The sequence below is a fragment of the Microcoleus sp. K1-B1 genome (assembly GCF_036704705.1).
GTDB lineage: Bacteria > Cyanobacteriota > Cyanobacteriia > Cyanobacteriales > Microcoleaceae > Microcoleus.
Window position 1 is genome coordinate 21,865 of sequence record NZ_JAUBSH010000063.1, and the last position, 17,448, is coordinate 39,312.

At 46.3% G+C, this 17,448-nt stretch carries 13 protein-coding genes; 6 read left to right on the forward strand and 7 right to left on the reverse strand.

The annotated features are described in order from the left end of the window. Nucleotides 1-142: 142 nt before the first annotated feature. The 3 genes from QUA83_RS20715 to purL all read right to left on the reverse strand — a co-directional run bounded on the left by QUA83_RS20715 (nt 143) and on the right by purL (nt 6,929). Nucleotides 143-2,179 carry a bifunctional serine/threonine-protein kinase/formylglycine-generating enzyme family protein gene (locus tag QUA83_RS20715; RefSeq protein WP_333295487.1) on the reverse strand — a complete coding sequence of 679 codons (2,037 nt, stop codon included), beginning with the start codon at nt 2,177-2,179 and terminating at the stop codon, nt 143-145. A gap of 238 nt (nt 2,180-2,417) precedes the next feature. Continuing rightward, the gene (locus QUA83_RS20720; protein WP_333295489.1) at nt 2,418-4,166 is read right to left on the reverse strand and encodes a bifunctional serine/threonine-protein kinase/formylglycine-generating enzyme family protein; all 1,749 of its coding nucleotides are present in this window, start codon (nt 4,164-4,166) and stop codon (nt 2,418-2,420) included. A 201-nt stretch (nt 4,167-4,367) separates the two neighbouring features. Then, complete coding sequence (gene purL, locus QUA83_RS20725; protein ID WP_333295491.1) at nt 4,368-6,929, reverse strand: phosphoribosylformylglycinamidine synthase subunit PurL; 2,562 nt, start codon at nt 6,927-6,929, stop codon at nt 4,368-4,370. A gap of 135 nt (nt 6,930-7,064) precedes the next feature. Here purL and QUA83_RS20730 point away from each other — a divergent pair, with 135 nt between their 5' ends. Further along, complete coding sequence (locus QUA83_RS20730; protein ID WP_333295492.1) at nt 7,065-7,670, forward strand: pentapeptide repeat-containing protein; 606 nt, start codon at nt 7,065-7,067, stop codon at nt 7,668-7,670. Between the two features lie 9 nt (nt 7,671-7,679). Here the strand turns inward: QUA83_RS20730 and QUA83_RS20735 are convergent, their stop codons facing one another. Beyond that, entirely contained in the window at nt 7,680-8,306 is a 627-nt protein-coding gene (locus QUA83_RS20735) for a Uma2 family endonuclease (RefSeq protein WP_333295493.1), read from the reverse strand. Between the two features lie 115 nt (nt 8,307-8,421). Here QUA83_RS20735 and QUA83_RS20740 point away from each other — a divergent pair, with 115 nt between their 5' ends. After that, nucleotides 8,422-10,176: a DUF3352 domain-containing protein gene (locus tag QUA83_RS20740; protein ID WP_333295494.1), complete on the forward strand. Its 1,755-nt coding sequence runs from the start codon at nt 8,422-8,424 to the stop codon at nt 10,174-10,176. Nucleotides 10,177-10,370: 194 nt separating this feature from the next. Here the strand turns inward: QUA83_RS20740 and mrdA are convergent, their stop codons facing one another. After that, a complete protein-coding gene (mrdA, locus tag QUA83_RS20745) occupies nt 10,371-12,197 on the reverse strand; it encodes a penicillin-binding protein 2 (RefSeq protein WP_333295495.1) in 1,827 nt (608 codons plus the stop codon). Between the two features lie 563 nt (nt 12,198-12,760). On the opposite strand from mrdA, the gene QUA83_RS20750 reads away from it, so the two are divergent. Beyond that, nucleotides 12,761-13,243, forward strand: coding sequence for a hypothetical protein (locus QUA83_RS20750; protein WP_333295496.1), 483 nt, complete (start codon nt 12,761-12,763; stop codon nt 13,241-13,243). A 179-nt stretch (nt 13,244-13,422) separates the two neighbouring features. Continuing rightward, nucleotides 13,423-14,229 (forward strand): serine O-acetyltransferase, encoded by an 807-nt coding sequence (cysE, locus tag QUA83_RS20755; RefSeq protein ID WP_333295498.1) that lies wholly within the window; start codon nt 13,423-13,425, stop codon nt 14,227-14,229. 184 nt (nt 14,230-14,413) lie between these two features. Here cysE and QUA83_RS20760 read toward each other — a convergent pair whose 3' ends face one another. Next, nucleotides 14,414-14,995, reverse strand: coding sequence for an Npun_F5749 family FMN-dependent PPOX-type flavoprotein (locus QUA83_RS20760; protein ID WP_333295499.1), 582 nt, complete (start codon nt 14,993-14,995; stop codon nt 14,414-14,416). A 191-nt stretch (nt 14,996-15,186) separates the two neighbouring features. On the opposite strand from QUA83_RS20760, the gene QUA83_RS20765 reads away from it, so the two are divergent. Together QUA83_RS20765 and QUA83_RS20770 are read left to right on the forward strand one after the other, a co-directional pair. Then, nucleotides 15,187-16,305: a tocopherol cyclase family protein gene (locus QUA83_RS20765; protein ID WP_333295501.1), complete on the forward strand. Its 1,119-nt coding sequence runs from the start codon at nt 15,187-15,189 to the stop codon at nt 16,303-16,305. Nucleotides 16,306-16,352: 47 nt separating this feature from the next. Further along, a complete protein-coding gene (locus QUA83_RS20770; RefSeq protein WP_333295503.1) occupies nt 16,353-16,853 on the forward strand; it encodes a plastocyanin/azurin family copper-binding protein in 501 nt (166 codons plus the stop codon). Nucleotides 16,854-16,860: 7 nt separating this feature from the next. On the opposite strand, the gene QUA83_RS20775 is transcribed toward QUA83_RS20770, so the two are convergent. After that, nucleotides 16,861-17,379, reverse strand: a complete 519-nt coding sequence (locus tag QUA83_RS20775) for a hypothetical protein (RefSeq protein ID WP_333295504.1) — start codon at nt 17,377-17,379, stop codon at nt 16,861-16,863. Nucleotides 17,380-17,448: the final 69 nt, after the last annotated feature.

Consider the following 17,448-nt stretch of genomic DNA (forward strand, 5'->3'; position numbering starts at 1 on the left):
ATTAAATATTTAGTCCAGAGCCACTATTTTTAGGGGTGAGGGGTGAAACCATTTTTAAATTCGCCAGCAGTCTATTGAAACCGCCAAGCCTTAAAAGAAAAGTCCTCGCGGGAGACTACAGCACAGAAAAGAAAACCGGAGACTACGCGGAAACCAAAGTCACGCGAAAACCGATGTCCGAGTAACGATCGCCCGCCAAATTGCTAAGACGATACGCACTGCGACAATTCACCGCAGTGTCCTTCCAGGAACCGCCACACCGCACCCGGCGATCGCTTCGATCGTTGTCGAGATGACTGCACCATTCCCAAACATTTCCGTGCATATCATAAAGTCCAAAAGCATTGGGTAAAAAATTCCCGACATCAGTTGTTTGTTTGCGGTAAAGTCCCTTCGATGCCCCAGCGTAGGGATTATTGCCATTATAATTAACTAAATCTGGGGTAATTGTTTCACCAAAATAGAAAGGTGTTTTAGTTCCGGCACGACAAGCATATTCCCATTCCGCTTCTGAAGGTAAGCGATAAGTCTTGCCTGTTTTTTTAGAAAGCCGCTTGCAGAATTCCACAGCGTCATTCCAGCTTACTTTTTCGACAGGAAGTTTCGCACCTTGGAACTCAGAAGGGTTATTTCCCATCACCGCTTGGTATTGTTCTTGAGTTATCTCATATTTACCCATAAAAAAAGCCGGGATATTCACCGTACGCTGCGGCCCTTCATAACTACTTCGTCCGGCTTCCGTATCGGGGGAACCCATCACGAAACTGCCACCAGGAATTGCTACCATTTCTAGAGTAATACCATTCCCCATATTTTCTATAAAAGCCTGTGCTTTTCCTTGACGGCGGTTGCCAATTTGCCCCGTTGAGTTGACTGTCACTGTTTCAAAAGTAAAGCTTTTTAAAGCATTGGAAGATGGCGTAGGTTTTGGAGTTTCTGGTGCGGGTTTGGGAGATGGTTTTGGAGATGGTTTGGGCGAGGGACTTTCTGCTACAGATTGTGGAGATGGTTTTAGCGATGAACTTTTTGCTGTAGTTTTTGGAGATGATTTTTGAGCTGATGATTTAGGAGATGGGGCCGCATTTTTGGATGAAGGTGGAAGATTTGGTGAAGATGAAGAAGATTTGTTGTTCAATAAACTTTGACCCAGCACAGCTAATGCAAATCCTCCCCCAGCAAAACCCGCTAATTGCAAGAAACCTCGCCTTGTTGTGTTAGTTCGTAACGGCAAAGAGTGCTGTGGAATCACAGGAATTGTGGGAATTGGTGTCGGTGCGGGAGATTGTCTTGACTGACCTTGACAATCTCTTAAAACTTCCTCGGCTGATTGATAGCGCTGCTGCATATCTTTTGCCAACAACTTAGATAAAATCAATTCCAATCCCTTGTCTATGGGACTTTTCAAATGTTGCTGCCAATTTCCAGTCCAGCTATAACCGTGTTCCGTCCACAAACCATAAGGATGTACCCCCGTCAGTAGATGAAAAGCCGTCGCCCCCAAGCTAAACAAATCGCTGGCTGCATAAGCTTCACCCCCTTGCATTTGTTCAAGCGGTGCATAACCATGCGAACCAATTTGCGTTCCCTGTCGCGATATCACTGTTCCCGACAACTGTTTGGACACTCCGAAATCAATGAGCATCAACAAACCATCGCTATGACGGCGCATAATATTCTCAGGCTTGATATCTCGGTGAATGATTTTTTGTTCGTGAATAAACTTGAGAACAGGTAGAAGTTCGAGTAATAGTTGCTTAACTTGGCTTTCTGGCAAAATTCCCTGATTTTGGAAAAGCGTCAACAAATTCTCCCCATCCACAAACTGTTGTACGAGATACAAATATTTGTTGTCTTCAAAGTAGGCATCAAGGGAGGGAATTTGGGGATGTTGTCCTAGCTGTTGCAGTTGTCTAGCTTCTAGCTGAAATAATTCTACCGCTTTGTTAATCGCCCAAGTTCCCTGGACATCGGGTGCTAATTGTTTAACGACACAGCGTTGATTTAGTCTATCAATATCTTCTGCTAAATAGGTTCTGCCGAAGCCACCTTGACCGAGGAGTTTGATCATGCGGAAACGATTTCGCAGGATGGGTACGAGTTGAAGACCACAACTGATGCAATATGTTTGCCCGTCGGGGTTTTCAGGTTTTTGGCAGTCGGGATTGATACAGCAAATCATTTGTTTTAGGAATGATATTGTTTATATTGTATAGATTGACTGGGCGATTGAATCGACGATTGATAGGGCGATTGAAAAAATTAGCCTAATTTGTAGGGTGCGTCGCTGTGAAATTTTCTAGGCAATTTGCAGATTTTTAATGCGACTCACCTTACTATTGTGTGGTGCGTCGCTGTGAAATTGTCGATCTTCCTTACAGATTTTTGATGCGACGCACCCTACCACTACTACGCGGAAACTAGGACGAGGAAGAAACCAACGCCACCGCAACGCGAAAACCGAGGTGCCTGCTGCGATGGACCGCCCAATTCCTGCCACGATAGGCACTACGGCAATAGACCGTATTGCAGTTCCAGGCACCTGCACGCAGCACTCGGTTATTATCTGTTCCAGTTTCCCAAGAACTTCCATCAGTCGGTGCGCCGTTATAATTACCATGCCATTTATCGCTGCACCATTCCCAAACATTCCCGTGCATATCATACAAACCAAACGGATTCGGCGGAAAACTCCCCACATCCGTTGTTTGTTTGCGGTAACGTCCCTTCGGCGCAGCACCGTAGGGATAATTGCCATCATAATTAACTAAATTTGGGGTAATTGTTTCGCCAAAATAGAAAGGCGTTGTAGTTCCGGCGCGACAAGCATATTCCCATTCGGCTTCCGAAGGTAAGCGATAAATCTTGCCGGTTTTTTGAGAAATTTTCTGGCAGAATTCCAGAGCATTATTCCAGCTTACTTGTTCTACAGGACGTTTCAAACCTTTGATATCAGAAGGGTTATTCCCCATCACTACTTCCCACTGTTCTTGAGTAATGGGATATTTACCCATAAAAAAAGGAGAGATATTAACAGTACGCTGCGGCCCTTCATTGTTACTTCGCCCTGCTTCCGTATTGGGGGAACCCATCACGAAACTGCCACCAGGAATTGCTACCATGTCTAAGATTGAACCGCTACCTAAATTTTCACTAAAAAATTGTGCTTGACAGCGTTGACGGCTACTTATATTACCCCGCACCTCAACTGTCACCGGGTCAAAGTCAAACCTTTTTAAAGTCGGCGCGGGAGTTGGTGTCGGTGCGGGAGTTTGTCTTGACTGACCTTGAAAATCTCTTAAAACTTCCTCGGCTGATTGATAGCGCTGCTGAATATCTTTTGCCAACAACTTAGATAAAATCAATCCCAATCCCTTGTCTATGGGGCTTTTCAAATGTTGCTGCCAATTGGCCGTCCAACTATAACCTTGATCCACCCACAAATCAAAAGGATATAGCCCTGTCAGTAGATGAAAAGCCGTCGCCCCCAAGCTAAACAAATCGCTGGCTGGATAAGCTTCACCCCCTTTCATTTGTTCAATGGGTACATAACCATCTGAACCAATTCGCGTTCCCAGTCTCGACATCACTGTTCCCGACAACTGTTTGGAAACTCCGAAATCAATCAACATTAACAAACCGTCGCTGCGACGGCGCATAATATTCTCAGGCTTGATATCTCGGTGAATAATTTTTTGTTCGTGAATAAACTTGAGAACAGGTAGAAGTTCGAGTAATAGTTGCTTAACTTGGCTTTCTTGCCAAATTCCCTGATTTTGGAAAAGGTTTAACAAATTATCACCATCGACAAACTCCTGTACGAGATACAAATAGTTGTCTTGTTCAAAATAGGCATCTAGTGATGGAATTTGGGGATGTTGTCCTAGCTGTTGCAGTTGTCGGGCTTCTTGCTGAAATAATTCTACCGCTTTGTTAATCGCCCAAGTCCCCTGGACATTTGGTGCTAATTGTTTAACGACACAGCGTTGATTTAGTTTATCAATATCTTCTGCTAAATAGGTTCTGCCGAAGCCACCTTTACCGAGGAATTTGATCATGCGGAAACGATTTCGCAGTATGGGTACGAGTTTAACGCCACAACTGATGCAATATGTTTGTCCGTCGGGGTTGTCAGGCTTTTCGCAGTTGGTATTGATACAGCAAATCATTTATTTTAGGAATGATACTGTTTATATTGTATAGATTGACTGGGCGATTGACTCGACGATTAATTGGGCAATTAATTGGGCGTTTGAAATCGCTTCTGCACAAACAAACTCCGCCTGCGCGGACACTGAAAATTTTAAACCCGCGTCGGCGGGTTTCGTCTGTGTAGAGGCGGTTTCAACCGCCCTTTATATCGACTGCGATTAGACAGATGCAATCCGACGCTCGATCGCATTATAGAATCGATCGCCCATCTCACCCATCGCCACCTCAATCAACACTTGATTATCAGCACTCACAACCCGCAAAGGTGATTCAGCACAGCAAACTAAACCAATTTTTTGCCACATTTTTGTCAAATGTTCTTGCAGGTAAGCCTCCCAAATCTCTTGATTTTTCGGTGCGACTGAAACTACAATGCAGTTGCCCATTTCACCAAACAAAATTTCATCCCAGCGACCAACATTTGCCGCATTGAAACTGAGATGAATTTCCGCACCCATTTTAGCAGAAATACAGCATTCCGCGAGGGCGATCGCAATTCCACCTTCCGCACAATCATGGGCAGAACCTACCCAACCTTGCCGAATTCCATCGCGACAAACTGATTGCACTTTTCTTTCTAACTCAAAATCAATCCTTGGGGGTTTCCCAGCTACAATCCCGTGAATTGCCGCTAAATATTCCGAACCTCCGAGAGTAGGAGAAGTTTCGATTTTTGAGCTTTCAGATGGAAGTTCTGAGTTTTGGGATGATTCACCAATTCCCAGCACATAAATTAAATCACCTTTCTTTAGCCAAGCTTGGCCAGAAATCTTCTTCAAATCGGGAATTAACCCCACCATTCCGATTACCGGAGTCGGATAAATTGGTTGAGGATTTCCTTCAGCATCAACCGTTTCATTGTAAAGAGAAACATTGCCGCCAGTCACAGGCGTTCCCAACTCCCGACAAGCATCAGCAATGCCGCGACAAGCTGACGCTAACTGCCAATATCCGATCGGCTTTTCGGGACTGCCAAAATTCAAATTATCAGTAACTGCCAGAGGTTCAGCACCTACACAGCTTAAGTTTCTCGCTGCTTCCGCTACGACTGCTTTTGCACCTTCATAAGGATCGAGATAAACATAACGAGAATTGCAATCAACCGTTGCAGCAACTCCAGGAATCATCCCCAAGGGCGCTTCCTTCTTGCTAAGGGGGGGAGAAACTTTTGGAGTTTCCCTACCTTGTGCCTTTTTAAATAGAGGAATTACCTCTTCTTCCTGTTTGATTTCGGAAGCTAGAGAAACAGCATTTTCTCTCAGTAGATCCCCCTTAGCAAGGGGGTGTACTTCTACCCCTTCAGCAAGGGAAGATTGGCAGGGTTCTAGCGGACGCAATCTGACAACCGCCGCATCAGCGCCTCCCGGTAAAACAACAGTATTGTTTTGCACTTGATGGTCGTATTGGCGATAAACCCAGCGTTTAGAAGCGATGGTGGGAGTATCTAAAAGCGTCAGCAAAATCTGATTCCAAGTTTGGAAATTACCGTTAATTTCGATACCTGTAACTGTGGACTGTGGCAGCGAATCCGCCGTCCATTCCCATGCTTTTTTAGCATATTCTGGCGGCTCTGTCAACAGTTCTCGGTGATAAATTGGCGTGTTATCTGCCAAAGCAGTCGCGGTAATTTCCGCAGCGATTTCGCCTTTAAAGAGAATTCGGACGATCGGCTTTTCGATAACTGTCCCCGCTACAACCGCGTGCAATCCCCATCTGTGGAAAATATCGATTAATTCCTGTTCGCGTCCTTTTTGGGCAACAAACAACATCCGTTCTTGGGATTCCGAAAGCAGGTATTCGTAAGGAACCATACCGCTTTCTCGAACGGGAACTTTGTCTAAATCGAATTCAATGCCGACGCCGCCTTTGGCTGCCATTTCTGATGTGGAACAGGTGATTCCCGCTGCACCCATATCTTGGGCAGCGACGACTGCACCGGTTTTGAATGCTTCTAAACAAGCTTCAATTAAGGATTTTTCTAAAAATGGATCTCCTACTTGGACGGCGGGGCGATCGTCCATTGATTTGTCTGTCAATTCTGCACTGGCAAAACTTGCTCCTCCCATGCCATCTCGCCCGGTAGTTGAACCGACATACAGCACGGGATTTCCGATGCCGGATGCCCCGGATTTTACGATTTCTTGCGTTTCCATTAAACCCAAGGCCATCACGTTAACTAACGGGTTGCCGGAATAAGCAGGATCGAAGTAAACTTCGCCGCCAACTGTGGGTACTCCGATGCAATTCCCATAGTGACTTATTCCTGATACTACGCCTTTGAACAATCTCTGAGTTTTAGCATCGTCTAAGTTGCCAAAACGCAGGGAATTTAAAAGTGCGATCGGGCGAGCACCCATTGTGAAGATATCGCGGAGAATCCCGCCGACACCGGTTGCTGCACCTTGGAATGGTTCGACTGCTGACGGGTGGTTGTGGGATTCAATTTTGAAGGCGAGTTGCAAGCCGTATCCCAAGTCTACGACGCCGGCATTTTCTCCAGGCCCGACGAGAATTCGATCGCCCTCTGTGGGAAACTGTTTTAATAGTGGCCGCGAATTTTTGTAACAGCAGTGTTCGCTCCACATGACGCCGAACATTCCCAATTCAGCTTTATTAGGATGGCGGCCTAGACGCTGAACGATTTCTTCATATTCTTCAGGTGTGAGTCTTTCACCGGCAATTTGTTCGGGGGAAAATGGGGATTCGGAGATGGGAGACATGGAAACTCGTTATAAACCACAGGCTATATTCTAAATGCCCTGTGCTTGGTTAATCTAAAATCTATAATCTAAAATCTACAATCCTAGGTCTTTGGGTTGTAAATCTAAAATCTAAAATCTAAAATCTAAAATCGAATGACTCAACCTCGAAATCTCAATTTTGCTAACCAAAACTTGCGGAACCGTTCTTTTAAAGGGCTTGACTTGTCAGGGGCGAATTTCAGCGGTTCCGACATTCGAGGCTGCAATTTCACCGGGGCGATTTTGAGGGGGGCAAATTTTCAGGGTGTCAGAACCGGACAAAGCCGCAGGCGGGTGAGAAATTTGATTGCTAGGGCTGGGGTGACTGCGGTGACAGTGACGACGGCTGGGGCTTTGATTGGACTGATTGCCGGGGCGGATGCGGGGGCTGTGGCTGTGGCTGGAACCGCTGCGACGGCGATTGCTGCGACTCGGTGCGAGGCTGGGATTGTGGCGGGGGCTGTGGCTGGGGCTGCTGCTGCGATCGGTGCTAGCGGTATTGTGACATTTTTGGGCGGAGATACTATCAGGGGAATTGTCTTATTTTTGGTTTCTGGGGTAATTCTGGGGTTAACTGCGATCGGCTTTTTTATCGCTGTTGAACAAATAGAAAAATTGTCGATAACGTCGTTTAGAAAGGCTGATTTAACTGATGCTGTATTTGATCCGGGGGCGGTTCTAGATGCAGATTTTTCCGATGCGCGAGGAGTGCCGTGGTAGACTACACAATTAGTGATTTTTTACCCATTCCCGTAATTCTCGCACTGCTGTGGTTGCGCCTGTAGTTTGAGTGCGATCAATAAATTCCTCAACTTTTGCAGTAGGTAGCATCGGGAAAGCCCGCGAAAAATTGCACTCGGCATATTCGCCATTTTGCAATTGATAAAACTTGATGCTTCGTCCATCGTACCGCCAAATTTCGGGTACGCCTAAATCTGCATATAAATCGAATTGATTTAAGGAACTGCTGGTAATATCAATTTCCAGTGCTAAATCTGGCGGCGGATCTTGAGCAAAGTCTAATTCTGTTCTCCCTCTGACCAGTGCTTCATTCTGGATATAATAACAGGAATCTGGTTCTTTACCCGCTGCTTTTTTGCGTTTTTTGATCGTCATCGAGCCAAAGGGGTTGTACTCTAGATTGAGTTCTTCTATGAGAGTTACAATTAAGCGATCGATCAGCCTGTTGCGATTTTCATGTTCCGGTAGCGGCACCATAATTTCTAATTGACCTTGATGATAAGCCATTCTGGTGGAACGTTTGTTGCCCAGTTCCGCTAGGAGGCTTTCATATAACTGCCAACTGATATTGGGGAGTAAAATTCGCTGTTCGGGGGGCGTTGATATTGTTAGCATTTTACGGAAATTTTATAGTTTGAGAATATTTTAATTGATTCTTTTTTTTTGCGAACAGCACAAAAAGTATCTGCCGACAGCTACGGTCATGCGCTACTCTAGTTAATAATAGACTGTGGTCATTAGTCCTTGTTTTATGAAGCTGCGATCGTTCTTTTCTTTCCTCATTGCTGGCGTCTTGGCACTCTTAGGCTTGAGTGCCGGTGGTTTTTACTGGCTGACAACTCAAACTCCCCTGAATTTGCTCGCCGGCGGGCCGACAACTACTCCTGCTGCGGCTGTGTTTGTCTCGAAACAAGCACCTTTGTTAGCTTCAATGCTGGTAAATCCCGATCGCCTCGAAGCATTGCGACAAGTTTTTGCCACTCCCGAAGAAAGAAGTCGATCGCACGCAGAATTTGAGCGAATCAAAAAAAGTTTCCTCGCCAGTACAGGCTTGGATTACAGTCGAGATATCCAACCTTGGATAGGTGACGAAATTACCCTCGCCGTCACAAACCCAGATTTCGATGGCGATAGCAGCAACGGCCAACAAGCCGGGTTTTTGCTGGCCGTTTCCTCCCAAAAGGTCGATCGCAGCCAAAAATTTATCGACTCCTACTGGCGCCAACAATCTCGTGGCGATAAAACAGTGCAGTCGGAAATATATAAAGGCGTGAAAATTAATTATAAACAAGCACCAATATCCCAGAAAAAATCTGCTTCGCTTTCGCCTTTTAACCCGTTTTCTCTGCCGACTTCCAAGTTGCCATCCAGCTTCGCAACAGCAGCCATCGGCGGTAATTTTAATTCTGGGAATAACCAAAGTTTTGTTTTATTTTCCAATAGCCCGATTGTGATTCGAGATGCAATTAATAACCTTGAATCAGCCAACCTAAATCTCAACAATACCCCGGAATATCAAAAAGCTTTGCAGCAGCTAAATCAAGGCAGAATCGCTTTAGCATTTGTCAATCTCCCGCAATCAGCAACCGAGCAAAATCCCCAAGTTTCTCTTAATTCCCTCGCAGTTGCTGTCGGAGTCAACCGACGGGGATTGCTGGCTCAAACTGCTTTAGTGACATCGCGAGAAAACACAGCTTCTCCAACACTCTCCGAACCGGTGCAAGCCTTGCAATACATTCCCTCAGCGAGTCCTTTCGCGGTCGCCAGCACAGATTTAAGGAATTTTTGGGTTGATTTGTCATCGGCGGTTTCCACTAATCCAGAAGTCTCAAATTTAGTCGATCGCACCCTGGGAGATATTCAGCAACTTTGGGGCGTCAACCTGCCACAGGATATATTTGACTGGGTACAAGGAGAATACGCTTTAGCAGTGCTTCCGAATTCGTCAAATGGTGCCGACTGGATTTTTGCCACCGAAAACTCTGCCGATTCCCAAAAGGCGATCGACAAACTCGATGAAATTGCCCGCAGCAAAGAATATAGCATCGGCAGCTTCACTCTTAGAAACCAGAAAATTACCGCTTGGACGCAGTTGACAACGAACGCAAATTATGGAAGAGAAAATAATAGAAAAAGTGCGATCGAAACCGAGGCAAAAGGAGTCCGAGCCACCGTCGGTAAATACGAAATTTTCACCACTTCAGTAGAAGCAATGGACGCAGCACTAGAAGCAGCCGCAACAGGTTCTTTAGTTGCCAATCAAGATTTTCAAACCAGCATTGAACCGCTACCGCCATCTAACGACGGCTATTTTTATTTAGACTGGCCATCCAGCAGGGCAATTTGGGAAAAACAAATCCCGCTGTTGAGGTTAATTGAACTTTCGGCAAGACCATTGTTCGACCACTTGCGATCGCTCACTGTTACCAGTACGGGAGAAATAACAGGCATTCGCAAAGCTACTATATTTATGCGGCTCAATTAGTCAGAAGGAAGAAGGAAGAAGGAAGAAGGAAGAAGGAAGAAGGAAGAAGGAAGAAGGAAGAAGGAAGAAGGAAGAAGGAAAAACAAGAAACTATGGCCAATTCCCAATGCCCAATGCCCCATTCCCCATGCCCAATGCCCAATGCCCCATTCCCCATGCCCAATTCCCAATTCCCAATTCCCAATTCCCAATAACTAAGGACTAATAACTACTGACTCATTCACCTTTTTAGATTTACCAAAATAAGCTTGAAATACCTCTTTGGCGATCGGGGCCGCGGCAACAGAACCATAACCGCCATTTTCCACAACCACGGCGATCGCAATTTCCGGCTTGGAGGCAGGCCCGAACGCCACATACAGTGAGTGATCGTTCTGTCCAATCACCTCCGAAGTCCCTGTTTTGCCCGCAGTCAGCGGAATCGTACCGTCATTCAATCCCTGTCCCGTACCCTGGGCAACTACCGCGATCAGTCCTTCCTTAACCACCTGAACTGTTGAAGGTTTCATCCCCGTATGTACCCGTTGAGTCTCGGCTGTGCCGGTCATAGAAGTCAAAAGATGAGGCTTCACGCGATAGCCCCCATTAGCGATCGAACTCACCATCACCGCCGCCTCCAAAGGAGTCACCAACACCAACCCCTGGCCGATCGACATCGTTACCGTATCACCCGCATACCAAGGTTCTTTATAAAGTTTCTCCTTCTCCTCCGGCGTCGGGATTTGACCGTGATCGCCACCGCCTAGCCCCAAAAGATTTAAATCCGTATCCTTGCCAATTCCCAAGCGGTGTCCCCACTTAGAAATTTGCTCCGGCCCGGTACTAATACCCACTTGATAAAAAAATGTATTGCTGCTGAAAGCCAAAGCATCCCGAAAGCCGATGTCGCCGTAACCGCCGCTGTGTTCATTAAAATCAATTCCCCCCACCGTAATGTAAGACGAAGTACCAAGAATTGAGTCCGGCGAAAATTTGCCCGACTCCAGGCCCGCGACGGAAGTCACAATTTTAAAGGTGCTGCCGGGGGGATAGCCTTGCATTGCCCGATTCAAAAATGGATTTTCCGGGTCTTGAAGAGTTTTCCACTCATCCTTAGTGATTTTTCGCGTAAATAGATTGGGGTCAAAAGTCGGGTGGCTGGCCATAACTAATACCGCCCCGGTTTTGACATCCAGCGCCACTACTGCTCCCCGGCGGTGCCCCAAGGCTTTTTCGGCTGCTTTTTGCATTTCCAAGTCTATGGTTAGCTGCACCGCCTCACCGGGTTTGGGCGGTGTCTCTCCCATCAGCCGCAATTCTTGATTTTGGGCATTTACCTCGATCAGCCGATCGCCCCAAACTCCGGCAATCTTCTTGTTAGAGCTCGCTTCTATGCCCATTTGACCGACAATCATCCCCATCGGATATTCGGGATGAGCTTCCAAGTCTGCTGCGGTAGCTTCGCCAATATATCCGATCACGTGAGCGGCCAAACTGCCTTCGGGATAGTAGCGGTTCGCTTCTGGCCGCACTTCCACTCCCCGCATTTGTCCCACCTCTTCTGCTAGTGGCACAAACACCTCTGGCGGCATTGCTTGCTTGAGCCGCACCGGTCTATAGGATTGAGGATCGACCTCTTTTATTTTTTTTAAAATTTCTTCGACCGGGATTTTAACCAGCGGACTCAACTTTTCTGCTGTCGCTTTCCACTGTTCCGGCGTTTGTTCTTTCGGCCACAAATATACCGATCGAGCTAAATTATTTGCCGCTAGCAACTTGCCTTGGCGATCGATAATATGTCCGCGATTCGCCGCCATTGGCACTAGGCGAACGCGATTGTTTTCGGCTCGTTCCCGGTTTTGCTTTCCTTGTATCAGTTGCAATTCCACCAGCCGACTAGCGTGCAGGCCCAGCAAACCTGTTGCCACCAGCATTAACACGATCGCCCGGTGTATCGGACGCTCCTGTTTCTTAGGAGTTTCCGCCAGGGTTTTGTCAGAAGAGTGAAATGCTGAGATCGAATAAACTTGTCGTTGCATCATTCTATAGGTAGATGTCAAATCCTAGATTTTAGATTCTTGAATTGTCAATTGTGAAGTATACATGATCAAACCGGGGCCGAGCGGGCCTTGACCTTTGGGGGAAGCGGAATGATTGATAATTTTTTGACTAATCACTAATAACTCATCACTCATGACTGCTGACTGCTGACTGCTCACTAATCCCCCAAGCACCAAGAAATAGCCAGAAAAATCAAGCCCAGGCTCAGCCAATTAGGGAGGTGGAGCCAGCCGGATAGACCTATAGGTAACAATACCAAGGCCTGTGTCAATAGGGAACCGATCGCCAACAGCAAGGCTAGGAGTATCAAATTTATCATCTAGACACCGTACAATTTCGGATCTGAGTCGATCGCCTGTGGCAGAAATCCGAGTGGCACAAGCGAGCGCGATCGTAGAGGGATTGTCCTGATAGACATAAGGAAGAGAAGCCAGGAGGTTTTGAACTAATTTAAAAATTATTCTTCCTCCAGAGTTTGTGTTCTAGGGGCTGCGATGGGTAAATTCTGAGTTGTGATGTTAAATAGTGACCGAGGAGTATTGCCATGTTGTTTAATCAGCGAGCCAATTTCAAAAACGGTGCGCTCTTGGGTGCGATCGCCGCGATCGCCGCCCTACCAGTTTTAGCAGAAACAGCCAATTTCGGCACTTTAACTTTATCGCGAGGTTTTGCAGCCCCAACAGCAGTTTTGAGAGGTTCCACAGGCGGATCGTACTCTCTATCTGTCATAGCCAACGCCGATCGCCACAAAAACAAATGTTTGGGTTTTGCCACCCCAACTCCCGACCACATCATAGTCTTGCAACAAAACTTTTCAAAACTCACACTCCAAATCAACAGCGGAGGCAAGGACACGACCTTACTCGTACAAGGCCCCGGTAATGCGGTGCGCTGCGGAGACGATATAGGTCAGAATAAAGATGCTGGCATACTTGATTCAGACTGGCAAGCAGGCTCTTACAGGATTTGGGTAGGTACTCTCGAACCCGGAGTCAAGTCTAACTATACAATCTCAGTACAGGAATAGAGCGCAGCGACGCTTTTGGATGGAGACAATAAAATATCATCAAATTATCCCCATCTCCCACTCTCCCACGGTTCCACTCCGTAATATCCCCCAATCTCCCGATCGACCGCTCACTTCCGCCATCAAGTAAAATGTAAAATCGAAAGTGGCGTGTTTAACCAAAATAGGTAACTCCGAAAGTGCTAAAGACTCTTAGAGCTGACTTCAGTATAATTTTCGATCGCGACCCTGCCGCTCGCAACTGGCTGGAAGTTTTGTTTTGCTACCCCGGTCTTCAGGCCCTAGTGCTGCACCGCCTCGCACACTGGCTTTATGTGTTGGGGCTTCCCTTCATCCCCCGCTTGATTTCCCACATTGCTCGCTTTTTGACCGGAATTGAAATCCACCCAGGGGCAACCATCGGCAAAAGCGTATTCATCGACCACGGTATGGGGGTTGTGATCGGCGAAACAGCGATTATCGGCGATTTTGCCCTAATTTACCAAGGTGTCACCCTGGGCGGTACTGGCAAACAAAGTGGCAAGCGTCACCCTACCGTCGGCGAAAACGTAGTTGTAGGTGCCGGCGCCAAGGTACTCGGAAATCTGCAAATTGGCAATAACGTCCGCATCGGCGCCGGTTCCGTCGTGCTCCGCGACGTACCATCTGACTGTACAGTGGTAGGGATTCCCGGCCGCATCGTCTATCGATCGGGAGTGCGCGTCAATCCCCTAGAACACGGCAGTTTGCCGGATTCGGAAGCTGTGGTAATTCGTTCTTTGCTCGATCGTATCGAATCCCTCGAACAGCAAGTAAAAAGTTTGCTTCCTCAACCATCTATCTCCTTAACTTCTGATCCCAATTCCCACAATTTTCAATCAGTATCAGAAGCTTTAAACCAAGCCAGCAATGTAGCCTTAGCCGAAAAAACACAGCTAATTACAACCCCTAGCTGCAAGTTAAAAGATAAAGCTATTCAAGAATTTTTCGATGGCAGCGGCATCTAAAATTTGAATTGGGCATAGGGCATTGGGCATAGGGAATTGGGCATTGGGCATTGGGCATTGGGCATTGGGCATTGGGCATTGGGCATTGGGCATTGGAACTGAAAACAAATAACCAATAACTAATAACTAATAACTAATAAACTAATAACCAATAACTAATGACTACTGACTACTGACTTCTTTTTCAAGGATTGACCTCGCGCACAGACCAATTTCCCTCCCCGTCGCACCAATAAAGCGACCGGTTTTGCGGTTCCCCCCGCAACTCCAAAAAATCCACCGTTTCGGGTTCCAACAACAGCAAGCAAAAATTAGGCAGCGGCTCGATCGCATCTGGGGAAGCAGAATCAAAAGCACTAGCCTCGGCTTTGTCATCCCCCGGATGAGGCCAAGCAAACTGTGATCTAGCCGCCTCAGAAAGCTCCTGCCAAGTTGTGCACCGCGATGAGAACAACTGGGCCTCTGGATAATCTGCCCCTACCAAAACTAGCTTTCCAGCAATCCGAAATTGTTCGCGAGTTTTCGGGAAATACCAGCAAATTTCTCCCCAAGGATAGAGGTTAATTTCCTCGGCCTTTTGACTGCGAATATCTGTAATAAACTTTAACTGATTAGTATCTGCTAAAAAGCCTCGAAACACCACAGTGCGGTTAGCCGGACGCCCGGTAGCGCGAACAGTTGCTAGTTGCAAGTAGCGGGCAAAAGCAAGACTGCGGTTGCGGTGGAGGGCACGAGCTAAGGGCGATCGCCAAAGTGCTAAAGACATAATTAATAACCTATCATATTAGTCATTAGGAATTGGGCATTGGGCATTGGGCATTGGGCATTGGGCATTGGGCATTGGGCATTGGGCATTGTTAACCGTTGACTGTTGACTGTTGACTGTTGACTGTTAACGGTTAACTAATGACTACTGACTACTGACTACTGACTCTTCTTTCTGCTATTGGTAATTTTATGTCAAATTCACTCTCAAAACTCAAAACTATTGAAACTCCCCACAGTGGCTACCACTGGGACGGCAGTTCCCGCCGCTTTTTTGAAGGCTGGTACTACCGAATAACATTACCGATTCACGGACAATCCTTTGCATTCATGTATTCCATCGAAGACCCCAGAGGCGGTCAACCTTACAGTGGCGGTGCAGCTCAAATTCTCGGCCCGAAAGATAGCTATTTGTGCCGCACCTTTCCCGATGTAAATAAGTTTTGGGCGCACCGAGAAAGCTTAGGTTTCGGACATTGGGGCAAAACAGATTTACAAATTAAACCCCAATATTTAGAGCCGCAAGTATTCGACAGCCGCGTCGAAGAAGGCTATCAAGCTACTGCTACTTTGAATCAAGGTTATCTGCATGATCCGGGAAGCGGCAGCCACTGTTTTTGGCAGTACGAAATTCAACCTATTTATGGCTGGGGAAACTCTGAAGAAATCCAGAAATCAACGGCGGGAATGCTATCTTTTCTGCCCGTATTTGAACCGGGATGGCAAATTTTAATGGCTCACGGTTTAGCCACGGGCTGGATTGATTGGAATGGCGAACGCTACGAATTTAAAGATGCTCCCGCTTACAGCGAAAAAAACTGGGGCGGTGCTTTTCCGCAAAAGTGGTTTTGGATTAATTGCAATTGTTTTCAAGGCGAAAAGGATTTAGCTTTAACTGCTGGCGGTGGCAAGCGGGGCGTGCTGTGGTGGATGGAATCGGTAGCAATGATTTGTCTGCATTACCGAGGCAAATTTTACGAATTTGTGCCTTGGAATTCCCAAGTTAGTTGGAATATTGAGCCTTGGGGAAGCTGGAAAATGCAGGCTAGAAACAGCCAATTTGAAGTTGAGTTGATTGGCACTACAAACAGTCCTGGTACTTATGTGCGAACTCCTACCGAAAAAGGCATGGCTTTTTGCTGCCGGGATACGACGCACGGTGAATTGCGCTTGCAACTGCGAGAGTTGTTGGGGGGAAATGTTGAAAAAAATGGCAAGCAGCGTTCTAGAATTATCTTAGAGGCTCAAAGCTCTTTATCGGGTTTGGAAGTTGGGGGCGGGCCTTGGGATGAAGTTTGGCGATCGAATTAAATCATTAGTCATTTATCAGCAGTCAGTTAACAGTAGTCATAACAGCCATGATCAATTTACTCGGTTGGCAATTAGGCAAATTCTACCGCAGCCAGCGGTTACAAAAAACTTTCAAGGTGACTTTGGGACTAATTTTATGTTTGAGTACAATCTTGATGCCAGCGACAATGGCTAGTGCTGCCGGTGATTTGTCTCGGCAACCAGTCACCGAAATTACTATTAGTTTAGGTAACGAAGCTGGGGAACTCAAATTTTTTCCCAATCTGCTAGAATTTGAATCGGGCAAGCGCTATAAATTAGTGCTGAAAAATCCCAGTTCGCAGAAACATTATTTCACTGCCAAAAACTTTGCTGATGCGAGTTGGACTCAAAAAGTTGAAGCGGGTAAGGTGGAAATTAAAGGAGCGATTCACGAACTGGAACTTAAACCGGGCGCTATGGCAGAATGGGTGTTAGTACCGATGAAATCTGGAACTTACAACCTGCGCTGTACGGTAGCCGGACATACAGAGGCGGGAATGATTGGCAAAATTACGATCGCCTCTTAAGTCCCAGTTAATACATTAACAGATTGACTAATTTTTGTGTAATCGGAAAACCAGTCTGACGCTCAAAATGTCTGAACATCGGACTAGGATTGGCTTCTAAAAATACATACTCACCGGTTGGCTTGAGACGCCAATCAATAGCAGTCCAATTGAGCATAAATGCCTTTAATATTGCTAAACATTGTTGGTGAACTGATTCGGGCAAATCAACAGGAATTAGCTCGGACTCTAAATCTTCCCGAAAGTCCAAAGCTTGACTGCGAATTTCCGCAGAATAAACTGATTCACCAATCACATAACTGCGAATGTTTGTCCCAGGAATATACTCTTGTATTGTGATAGGAGAAATACTCAAAGCCAAGTCCAGGCGATTAGGTTCTAAATGCGCCTCTGTCACCAACTTGGTATGAGCGCCACCATAAACGGGCTTAAAAATTACTTTTTCATGAGGTTCGACAAATTCCCTAACTTGCTCTGGATTGTTACTGATTAAAGTTGCAGGAATTGTCACTCCTATTGGGTGCATCTCACTTTTGCGAATGTGTCAAAAAAGAGTTAAAATGAAAAAGCTAGTAAAATCGTCAAATAAAGATGA